The organism is Paenibacillus sp. Aloe-11 (assembly GCF_000245715.1).
In the GTDB taxonomy this organism is placed as follows: Bacteria; Bacillota; Bacilli; order Paenibacillales; family Paenibacillaceae; genus Paenibacillus; species Paenibacillus kribbensis.
The window spans coordinates 780,855-791,680 of the sequence record NZ_JH601050.1; the positions used below are offsets into that span (position 1 = coordinate 780,855).

At 47.7% G+C, this 10,826-nt stretch carries 9 protein-coding genes and 2 pseudogenes; 8 read left to right on the top strand and 3 right to left on the bottom strand.

Features of this window, described 5'->3' with window-relative positions:
* Positions 1-845, bottom strand: a pseudogene (locus WG8_RS09650) (MFS transporter); the annotation flags it as partial.
* A gap of 18 nt (positions 846-863) precedes the next feature.
* Complete coding sequence (locus WG8_RS09655; RefSeq protein ID WP_007429963.1) at positions 864-2,894, bottom strand: beta-galactosidase; 2,031 nt, start codon at positions 2,892-2,894, stop codon at positions 864-866.
* 137 nt (positions 2,895-3,031) lie between these two features.
* Here WG8_RS09655 and WG8_RS09660 point away from each other — a divergent pair, with 137 nt between their 5' ends.
* The 8 genes from WG8_RS09660 (at position 3,032) to coaD (ending at position 10,079) form a co-directional block, all read left to right on the top strand.
* Entirely contained in the window at positions 3,032-3,868 is an 837-nt protein-coding gene (locus WG8_RS09660) for an AraC family transcriptional regulator (RefSeq protein WP_007429964.1), read from the top strand.
* A 192-nt stretch (positions 3,869-4,060) separates the two neighbouring features.
* Complete coding sequence (locus WG8_RS09665) at positions 4,061-5,878, top strand: APC family permease (RefSeq protein ID WP_007429965.1); 1,818 nt, start codon at positions 4,061-4,063, stop codon at positions 5,876-5,878.
* A gap of 166 nt (positions 5,879-6,044) precedes the next feature.
* A complete protein-coding gene (locus tag WG8_RS09670; protein ID WP_007429966.1) occupies positions 6,045-7,163 on the top strand; it encodes an acyltransferase family protein in 1,119 nt (372 codons plus the stop codon).
* A gap of 169 nt (positions 7,164-7,332) precedes the next feature.
* The gene (locus WG8_RS09675) at positions 7,333-7,965 is read left to right on the top strand and encodes a hypothetical protein (RefSeq protein ID WP_007429967.1); all 633 of its coding nucleotides are present in this window, start codon (positions 7,333-7,335) and stop codon (positions 7,963-7,965) included.
* The gene (locus WG8_RS09680) at positions 7,958-8,473 is read left to right on the top strand and encodes an accessory gene regulator ArgB-like protein (RefSeq protein ID WP_007429968.1); all 516 of its coding nucleotides are present in this window, start codon (positions 7,958-7,960) and stop codon (positions 8,471-8,473) included. The genes WG8_RS09675 and WG8_RS09680 overlap by 8 nt, the downstream gene beginning before the upstream one ends.
* Positions 8,474-8,478: 5 nt before the next feature.
* A complete protein-coding gene (locus WG8_RS26395; RefSeq protein WP_007429969.1) occupies positions 8,479-8,601 on the top strand; it encodes a cyclic lactone autoinducer peptide in 123 nt (40 codons plus the stop codon).
* Positions 8,602-8,923: 322 nt separating this feature from the next.
* Positions 8,924-9,565 carry a 16S rRNA (guanine(966)-N(2))-methyltransferase RsmD gene (gene rsmD, locus WG8_RS09685; RefSeq protein ID WP_007429970.1) on the top strand — a complete coding sequence of 214 codons (642 nt, stop codon included), beginning with the start codon at positions 8,924-8,926 and terminating at the stop codon, positions 9,563-9,565.
* Positions 9,558-10,079 (top strand): pantetheine-phosphate adenylyltransferase, encoded by a 522-nt coding sequence (coaD, locus tag WG8_RS09690; RefSeq protein ID WP_007429971.1) that lies wholly within the window; start codon positions 9,558-9,560, stop codon positions 10,077-10,079. Before rsmD ends, coaD begins: the two co-directional genes overlap by 8 nt.
* Here the strand turns inward: coaD and WG8_RS28265 are convergent.
* Positions 10,042-10,826: pseudogene (locus WG8_RS28265) on the bottom strand (nucleoside recognition protein); the annotation flags it as partial. The gene coaD and the pseudogene WG8_RS28265 overlap by 38 nt on opposite strands.

Consider the following 10,826-nt stretch of genomic DNA (forward strand, 5'->3'; position numbering starts at 1 on the left):
CCGTAGCCGTACCGATCGGCAATGTAGCCTGTGAATAGCCGCCCGAAGGCCATTGCCAGCCAAAAGCAGGTGACACTGAGTGCTGCTTCGGCTTGCGTGAGTCCCAGGCGCTCAATGAACATGGAGGGTAGGAAATTAGCCAGGCTCATCTCTGTCCCTACATAGATGAAGAAAAAGACAACGAACAGCGCTAGCAGCCTCCAATTCCCTATAGGGCTAGCTTTAGATGCCTTCACCTTCGGTGAATTAGAGGAGTGCGGATGGTTGTTCCCTCGGTGTTCCTGTTCGTCCAATACCGTGTCCAGCGTGCCAAAGGACCCCCGTAGCCAAGCTACGACCGCAATGGCTGCGAACATGGAGATGATGGGAAAAGCCAATCTCCACCAGCCGAGAGCAATGAACTGGCCGGCGATAGCGGGCATAGCCAGCGCGCCGATTCCAAAGAAGACTTCCAGTCGGCTCATGGCCGCGCCTGTTCCTTGGGGAATACCGCTAATAACAAGCGTGCCGATGAGCGCTTCTACCATGCCAAAGCCAAAACCAGCTGCTGCCCCGACGGCGTATAGCCACCCCCAAGGCGGCAGCAGTGAATACAGCACTTCCGCTGTACACAGCAGGAGTAGAGCAAATACCAGACTTCGGCGTTTGCCGAAATTCCGTGCAAGCCAAGGCGACAGCAGGACACCAGCCAGAAAGCCGGAAAATTGGGCGAAAATCAGGCTTCCGCCCTCTGTATAGTTCCTGCCGTAGTGATCCAGCAGCACAGGCAGCAGGGAACCTACAACCACATGTGCCAGACCGATCAAAAAATAAGACAAGCTGCCAATCCATAGCAGTCGTTTCATGTTGAACTCCTTTGATACCTAGAATGATAGCTCCAGCACTTGAAAGCCGTAGCCTTCAATGGAGATATCTCCTTCCATGAATTCGCCGCTAATCAGCTCTTTTCCTTTTTGATCATCCAGATGAACTTCTTGCGCCTGTGCATTATGGTTCAGGATGAACAAGTACGATTTTCCATCTTTGGAGCGTACAGTAGCTTCTACACCCTCAGGAGCGCGCAGGAGGGATGAAATCCCTTTTTCCTCACAAATATAGCCCAGCAGGCCATCCAGGAAAGATTCCTCAGGGTCTGAGGCGACATACCATGCCTCGCCTTGGCCCCAACGATTGCGTGTCAGCGTCGGCATACCCTGGTAGAAATCATCGCCATATTCGGCCAGCACCTCGGCACCCTCGCTGTGCAGCAGGTCACAGAGCATGCCGCATTGATATTCTCCCTGCAATGCACCCACCTTTTCTTTCATGATGATCCGATTGTGTGATTCCGGCAAAAGCGCGTCAATTTCTTCTACCCAAATCCCGAGCAGCTTACGCAGCTTGCCCGGATATCCTCCGGTTGTGACCAGATCGTTTTCATTGACGATCCCGCTGAAAAAGGTGGTAACGAAGGTGCCGCCGCGCTCCGTAAATTGTTCCAGCTTCTCAGCAGTGCCCGGCTTGACCATGTAGAGTACAGGCGCGATAATGAGATCATATTTCTGGAAATCCGTTTCTACGGAAATCAGGTCTACCTGCACGTTACGCCGGAAAAGGGCCGCATAATATTTATGCACTTGATCGACGTAATGCAATGCGACAGAGGGCCCGCTTGATTTTTCCAATGCCCACCAATTATCCCAATCAAACAAAATAGCTGCTTTGGCATCGACGGTCGCGTCAAGAAACCTGTCTCCTAATGCTCCAAGCTCGCTGCCGAGTTGTGCCACCTCGCGGAATACACGTGTGTTTTCATGCCCGGCATGCTCAATCACAGCTCCGTGAAACTTCTCACAAGCGCCGATCGAGCGGCGAAGCTGGAAGAACATGACCGTGTCCGCGCCATGCGCTACCGCTTGGTAACTCCATAGCCGCATGATGCCGGGCCGCTTGAGCGAATTATATGCCTGCCAGTTTTGCTGGCTCGGTGTTTGCTCCATGAGCATAAAGGGCTGCCCATCCTTCAGGCCGCGCATCAGATCGTGTGCCATCGCGGTATAGCTTACAGGGGTATTAGCCTGTGGATAGCTGTCCCAAGACACAATATCCATGTGCTTAGCCCATTTGAAATAGTCCAGTTGCTTGAAAAAGCCCATCAGATTGGTCGTTACCACAGCATGGGGAATATGCTTTTTAATCGCGTTATATTCCAGCAGATAGCAATCGAGCATACTATCCGAATTAAAGCGTGCATAATCAAGGGAAATTCCTTGAAAGGTGGAGTGATTTTCCCCCCAATGCTCGCTTAGATTATTGGGAGGAACAATTTCATCCCAATCATAAAAGGTGTGACCCCAGAAGGAGGTGTTCCACACCCGGTTCAGTTCTTCCAGCGTCCCGTATTTTTGCTTGAGCCACACCCGGAACGCGGCGGCGCAGTTGTCGCAATAGCAATCACCGCCGTATTCATTGGACACGTGCCACACGAGAATGGCGGGATGATTTTTGTAGCGTTCAGCCAATCGGTCAGCCATATGCTCCGCGTATTTACGATAGGTTGGACTGTTCGGACAGGAGTTGTGGCGGCCGCCAAATTTCCGCTTGCGTCCGTCAGCATCGACCCGAAGAATGTCCGGATAACGGGTAGCCATCCAGGCGGGGTGTGCTGCAGTGCTGGTAGCAAGACAAACGAAGATACCGCTTTCATGAAGACTGTCAATCAATTGATCCAGCCATTCAAAATGATATGTGATTTCGTCCGACTGAATTTTGGCCCATGAAAATACGTTGACTGTGGCGATATCAATCCCTGCCAGCCTGAACATCCGTAAATCCTCCTGATGTGTGGCCTCATCCCATTGCTCGGGATTGTAATCTCCACCATAAAATACTTTAGGAAGTTTGCCGCTTATCATGCCAATCACCTCTATATATAAGAATAATTCTATCTTATAATACAAGTAACCGCTTTTAAATATAATAAAATGAACTTGGATATAACAATATGGATCTACTAGAGAAATACATACCCGCATACGCCGGAGGTGTTTTTATGATTTTGACTCCCCATCATTTGCGATTTTTTCTGACAACGCGTGAGCACTCTTTGCCGCTTTTTATTGAAAGCATCGGGTTCAACAGCAGACAGGAGGATGTATCCCGTCCAGAGGGGTATCCGTGCTTTCACTGGATTCAGACGGTGTCCGGTGAAGGGATATTTACATTTAAAGGGGGAACTTTCCGTCTGGGTGAGCAGTCCGGAGTGCTGCTGCTGCCAGGCGAATCCCATGCGTACAGACGGGCGACAAAGGTATGGCGAACGTTATACATCACATTTGACGGCCCCATTGCCGCTGCTGTACTGACTGCTCTCGGATTGAAGCATACGCGCGGGTATCATTGGGACAAGGACAGCGAGCTGCATACCTTTGGAGAAGGTATCCTTCATTCGCTGGTTAGCGAACGGGATTTATCCGGATTAGATGCTTCGGCCAATATGTACCGATTTTTGACGCTGTTGCGTAAATATGGGCAACACAGCTCAATGCCTTCTCTTTCGCATAATGTGGAGCGTTTGGCGCCTGTTCTGGCGTTTATGGAACAAAATTACGCCAGTCCGGATGTGGGACTATCTGATATGGCGGTCATGATGAATGTAAGCGCCCGTCATTTAAATACATTGTTCAAGCAGGCTTTTGGCGTGACGTCCTATGCATACCTGATTGTGATTCGGCTGCGTAAGGCTAAAGAAATGATGACAGAATACCCGCATTTGACCGTTAAGGAAGTTTCGGAGCGGGTCGGATTCCGGGATGCCAGTCATTTTGTGGCAACTTTTCGCCGTGCTGAGGGAATTACGCCGGAAAGGTTCAAATTACTGTATACTTAAGGGTATTTTATCGAAATACTCTTTCTTGCTTGGGAATGCTCATTATAGGGAGCATTCCTTATTGTTTTTTTCAGGATGAGGGGGTATAAAATAATAGTTCATTTGTTTCATCAATCTGATGTGCAGGTGACATAATAAACATACGATCCAGAGTTTTTCTGCAAAACCCCCATCCAAGAAGGAGTTAACGAAATGCTGAGTAAAGTCAAAAGATTACTAATCGGTCGCCCTCGAAAGTCGACGGCCCTTGAAGAGGAGAAGCTAAACAAGCTCAGGGCTCTGGCCATTCTGTCCTCAGATGCATTGTCTTCAGTAGCTTACGGCACCGAGCAAATTTTGCTGGTTTTGATTACAGCTGGTTTTGCTGCCCTATGGTATTCCATACCTATATCCATCGCAGTACTGGGATTGCTGGTCATTCTGATTCTGTCCTATCGGCAAACTATTTTTTCCTATCCCGGTGGCGGTGGTGCCTATATCGTCGCTCAAGATAATTTGGGCAAGGCCCCAAGTCTGATTGCAGGCGGCTCCTTGCTGGTCGACTACATTCTAACGGTTGCGGTCAGCTCGTCAGCGGGTACAGATGCCATCACATCGGCATTTCCATCATTACACGATCATCGAATTGCGATTGCTCTGACCATGATCATCTTTTTGACCATTATGAACTTGCGCGGGGTGACGGAATCTGCCTCGGTGCTGGCTGTACCGATTTACTTATTTGTTGTTGCCATTTTTGTTCTGATTATTAGTGGTATTATTCATTATGTGACAGGGGGAGCCCATGCTGCAGCACCGCAATTTGGAGCTACGGTATCCAACGTCAGCCTGTTTCTGTTGCTGAAGGCGTTCAGCTCAGGCTGTTCGGCGTTAACCGGGGTAGAAGCTGTCTCGAATGCCATCCCGAACTTTCGCAAGCCTGCTGCCAAAAATGCGGCAACCACATTGATGATGATGGGCTTGATTCTCGGGTGCATGTTCATCGGGATCAGTTTGCTGGCTTATTGGTACGGTATTCGTCCGAATCCGCATGAAACAGTTATCTCACAAATTGCGAATGCCACTTTTGGACGCGGTGTCATGTATTACATTATTCAGGGTGTGACGGCGCTCATCTTGTTTTTGGCGGCGAACACAGCCTATTCTGCCTTTCCGTTGCTCGCTTTTATGCTGGCTAAGGACAAATACATGCCGCATATGTTCATGGTACGTGGGGATCGGCTCGGATACTCGAATGGTATTCTGTTTTTGAGTGTTTTCTCAGCATTGCTGGTCATTGTATTTGGCGGAAATACCGGAAATCTGATTCCGTTGTATGCTGTAGGGGTATTTATCCCGTTCACGCTTTCGCAGCTTGGGATGATGATTCGCTGGATTCGGCTCAAGCCGTCCGGCTGGATCGTCAAGCTTGCCATTAACACGATCGGCATGCTGACCACGTTGTCGATTACGCTTATTTTTATTTTTACCAAGTTCAGTCAGGTATGGGTAGTATTTATCTTCCTGCCCTTGGTTCTGTATTTCTTTATGAAGATCAGTAGACATTATGAAAATACAGCAGAGCAGCTGCGCATTGACATTACAAAGGATAAACCAATGGTCAAAGGCAATACCATTATTATTCCGGTGGCAGGCATTACTCGGGTCGTAATGAATACCATCAGTTATGCCAAGACGTTATCGGACAATGTGGTTGCAGTCTATGTCGGTATGGATGATGAAGCGATTCGTAAAATGGAACAGAAATGGGAAGAGTGGGATGTAGGTATTCGATTGGTGGTCCTGCGATCCCGTTATCGCAGTATTATTAATCCGCTTCGTAAGTTTATTGATACAGTGGAGTGGAAAAAAGCAGACGAGGACCACATTACCGTTCTCATTCCGCAATTCATTACCAAGCACTGGTGGGAAAATATTCTGCATAATCAGACCAGCTTGCTGATGAGAGCTTATCTGATTAATTACAAAGACGTGATTGTAACGACGGTTCCTTTTCATTTAAACAAATAAAATGCTTGCCTACAGCTTATTATAGCTTAACAATTTGAACATCTTTTGGCCGCGGGTCGCGCGGCTGAGGATGTTTTTTTACATAAGGAGTTATTTACTTTGATGATACGTTTTGTGTATTATAGATACAAAACGTATCGAAAAAGGATCGTTATGGAGGGATACGATGCCCGAAGCCATGGGTGAAGTGGAACAAGACAAGCTGCAATTTGTAGATACGCTGAGAGCGGTGGCCATTATTGGGGTTTTGCTGGTGCATGTCAGCCAGCACGTGGACGGAATCAACGGATGGATACAAAAAGGCTTGAGTATGGGTGCGAAAGGAGTCGCTTTATTTTATCTGGCCAGTGCTTTTACGTTGTTTCTGTCTCTGAGCAGACGTTCGGGGGGCAGGAGGGAAGGAATTTCGGCTTATCTGATACGTCGTTTTTTTCGAATTGCTCCTTTATATTACGTAATGCTCGGGATCTATTTAATGGTGAACGGGACAGGTCCTCGATTTTGGCTTGGGGATCAGGAGGGGGTCACGGTCGCCAATATTGCAGCGCATGTCCTGTTTTTGAATGGTCTGAACCCGTACTGGATCAACAGCATTATCGGTGTGGAATGGTCTATAGCGGTGGAATTTATGTTTTATCTGTTTGTCCCCTTATTATTTAAGCTGATCCGATCAGTCCGCCATGCTGCCTGGTTTGTCATGGTTGTGCTTGTGTTAAGCTACGGGCTAAATACGTGGTTTGCTCAATATCCATGGATTAGTGACCATTCCTTATGGGGACATTATCTGTATTTATGGTTTCCGAATCAATTGCCTGTCTTTGGGCTGGGGATATTGTTGTTTTTGATCTGGAAGAACGAGCGCCATTGGAAAAGCATAGACCGGATCAGCGGGGGTTTGCTGCTTGGATCTGTACTATTTGCGTTTTTTGGAGGTATGACGGATTACCTCATAGGTGCAGGGCTGCTGTTGGGAGCGTATGCCTTGTATCATTGGCAGCCGATGTGGTTGCTTAATCGGGTATGGTCGTGGATCGGCCGCCTTAGCTACAGTATGTATTTAACGCATATGCTGGTTCTGAGTCTAATCATTCAGATCAAATTCACCTTTGCCCCGATGGTCAACCTCATGATGATGTTTACGATGACGTTGCTGTTCACCACTGGACTGTCCTGGCTCACCTATTCGTGGATTGAACAGCCTGGTATCCGTTCTGGGAAAAAGCTTATATCACGTATGAAGCCTATGCGTTCACAGGGAGATTCGGTCAAGGAAAGCGTTGCTTAAGCTTACTTGAAGATTACATCTGATAACATTTCGTTAAAGTGCTTGAAAAAATCTATGAATCCTTGAAAAGATCTCTTGAAAAGTAGCTCCCAGCCCTTTATATTCGAGGTACAGCCAAGTTTTTTAATATACCGATGAGGTTTGTTGGAATTGTAAAGGAGATGCGTGCATGCTTGTGAAGCCGATCAGCTTTTTGCTTTTTTCAACGCTTGAGGGAGTGGCTGTTTTTGCACTGATTCTTAGTATTTTTCAAGTCAGGTTGACCCCTTATCTGTGGCAGGCCATTTGTGTAAATCTGATTATGAACATACAAAGCTATTTGCTCCGAGAGGGATGGTCCCTCTCGTATTTGGTGCCTGTCATCAATATGCTGCTTTTTATTTTTTTACTCGCTACCGTGGTGAAAATCCCGATTGTGTGGTCAGGCATTATGACAGTAACAGGCTATTTTGCGTATGCTGTTATTCAGTCGGTGTTTCTAAAGATGCTGTTCGGCAGTTTGCCGATTTCTGAGCTGCAGGCTGGTTCCTTGAAGGGCTATCTGCTGCAATCGATATGCGCAATTGCAGGGCTGCTCATCTCATGGATGTTGTATCGAAAAAGGATCGGCTTTTCGCCTAAATTCAAAAAGCTTGAATTTAAAGAGGAATACGGTATTGTCATCACGCTGATTATCCTGTCTCTCATTTCAACTTCTATTGTGCTGTACTATAACGAGGTATGGTTAAATATGATGTTTTTTGCACTGGTTTCCGGCTTCTTCATCTATTATGCGATCGGAAAGGAATACCGGGATGATTGAAACGATAGCTTCCAAGCTTGCTAAGCAGATCAAGGATACGGTGCCGGACCATCCGGCTTCTGTTCCGGTGCTTCAATATGCACTTGCTCTCATTATAAATGCATCCATGATTATTATTTTGACTCTATTCGCCTCTCTCTTCACGGGGCGGATGGCAGAAGCTGCAACGATTCTCATCGCTTTTGCCCTGTTGCGCCAAATATCAGGTGGCATTCATTTGAAAACAGGAATGGCATGTGTGGTGGTGACCTCTGTCGCTTTTACATTCCTAGCCTGCATCTCTTTGAACAGCTGGTGGACAAACCTGTTTACCGGAATAGCTCTTATGCTTGTGTTATGTTTTGCCCCATCCAGAATTGAAAAGCAGTCGCGTATTCCAGCCCGGTTTTACCCTCTCCTGCGACTGTTATCCTCCATACTTGTATGTACTAATTTTGTAATCGGTTCTTCTGTAGTGGCTGTTGCTTTTATGGTCCAAAGCCTGACATTGATTCGGGGAAGGAGGTGAGAGGAATGGTGAGAAAAATAGTATATGGTTTAGCGACATCCTTGTCTATGTTTGCAGCATTTGCTGTATCGGTAGCGAGCTATGTGTATGTTTATCAGGGCGATACACCTGAGGAGCTGCTTAAATGAACAAAATCCGAGAATAGAAGAAATGAAATGATACATAAAGCTGCTACCCGGCAGCTTCTTTTTATGCAAAAAAAATCAGGCGCTCCATGAAAGAAGCGCCCGAATGGGAGAGGAGAAACCGGACGAAGAGCTTATGGGGAAACGTAAGTCTTCTCCGCGGTTGTCTACGACATTGGTTGAATGCCGATATCCTAAGGATGCCCAGGGGAGGATTTTTTATACCTGCACGATCCTGCGTTTTTCAAACGGCGGTGCATGTGGTACGATAACGTCATAATCTTATATGGTTATGAACACATATAGAAAATAGGTGAGTTTCAGCGTGAGAGTGGTATCGGGTAGTGCCAAAGGAAGGCCGTTAAAGGCAGTTCCCGGCACAGGGACGCGGCCGACCACGGATAAGGTCAAGGAAGCGCTATTTAGCATGATAGGTCCTTATTTTGATGGGGGAGTTGCGCTTGATCTGTTCGCTGGCAGTGGCGGCCTGGGCATAGAGGCGCTTAGCCGGGGGATGGACAAGGCGGTTTTTATTGATATGGAATCGAAAAGCATTGAGGTCATTAAAGAAAATTTACGAAAAACCGGATTGGAAGGACAGGCTGAAGTGTTCCGTAATGATGCCGGAAGAGCGCTCAAGGCGCTCGCAAAACGTGGAGCTCTTTTTGATGCTGTTTTTCTGGACCCGCCCTATCGTCTCAAACACGGAGATGAATTGATGAGCCGTATGGCTGAATTGGACTTGCTTCGTTCAGAGGCAATTATCGTGCTGGAGTATGAATCCGGACATGCATACCCGGAAAGCTTCGGGCCGTTCGAGCAGGTCAAAAAAGCAGTCTATGGTGAAACAGCGCTATCCATCTATCAATTTGCAGCCGATGCTTTGTCGGACGCCGAAGAGCATACAGAAGCCGGAGTGACTAAATCCGGCATCACCGAATCAGACGGGGAGGACCATCATGATTGAGCACAAACCACGTATTGCCGTATATCCGGGAACCTTTGATCCCGTGACGATGGGGCATCAGGATATCATTCAAAGAGCAGCCAGACAGTTTGATGTACTGATTGTCGCGGTTCTTAACAATATTAGTAAAAATCCGCTATTCTCGCTGGAGGAGCGAATGGAGCTATTGCGGACTGTAACCCGTGATATTCCAAATATTGAGGTGGACAGCTTCCGTGATCTGACAGCCAATTATGTACGTCAAAAAGGAGCTCAGGTTATTGTTAGAGGAATACGGTCGGTGACTGATTTTGAATACGAGCTGCAATTAGCCTCTACGAATCATAAGCTGAACCCGGATGCGGAAACAATCTTTATGATGACGAATCCAGCCTATTCATATCTGAGTTCCAGTATGGTAAAGGAAATTGCCCATTTTGACGGCAAGGTCGTAGATTTGGTAGCTCCTGAGGTCGAGGACGCGCTGCGTTCCAAGGTCAACGCGATGCGTGGCGGCTCCACCATGAAGTCATAAAGGAAATGACCAGTAATATAAGCACAATCGTAATCAAGAGAGTGGCGGACAGCAGGGTGAGCTGCCAGGGATACATGGATGCACCTTCCAATTGTGTCAGAAGATTAGTGGCTTCCGTCATGACGGTTTGTGTGGCCCTGTCATATCCGCTTTCTGCAAAGGAAGAAGCCGAACTGCCGCTGATGTAAGCTGGAATTGTATTGTTGGAGATGCGAGTAAGAGGTGTCCATGCCACCAGTGTAAGCCCAAAGGCGATAAGCCCATGAAGCACTCGCGACAAGGTGAAGGTGATTCCTTTGTCGGACGGTTTGGTGACTGCGGTAATTTGAAGCCAGCCGCATAGACCGCCCCAGCCCAGCACGGCACTGATTAGCGCCGCTTGGGTGCGGAGATCGTAAGGCAAGCGGCTGATTTCATAGGAACCCAGATGGATTTCCATCCAGGCAGGCCATACAAATGAATATGCTCCTTGACCTAAGTATATGGATATGAGTCGAACCAGCACGGAAAAGAAAATAATAAATCCACCTGTTACCATAAGCGTCTGTACAGCGTGAGACACGGTTTCGCCCAGCAGTTTTCCGAAGCTGCGGCCATCCCGCTCTCTGGCAGAGCGTGTAGCATCCCATGCGGATTGGATCAAGGTGGCGGAAGTACGGGAAACAGAAGTGCGCCGAAGGGCAGCTGGCGTTTCCCGTTTTTGCAATTCCTTTGACGTGGCAGGCAGTCTGGCTGTAAGCCAGCCTG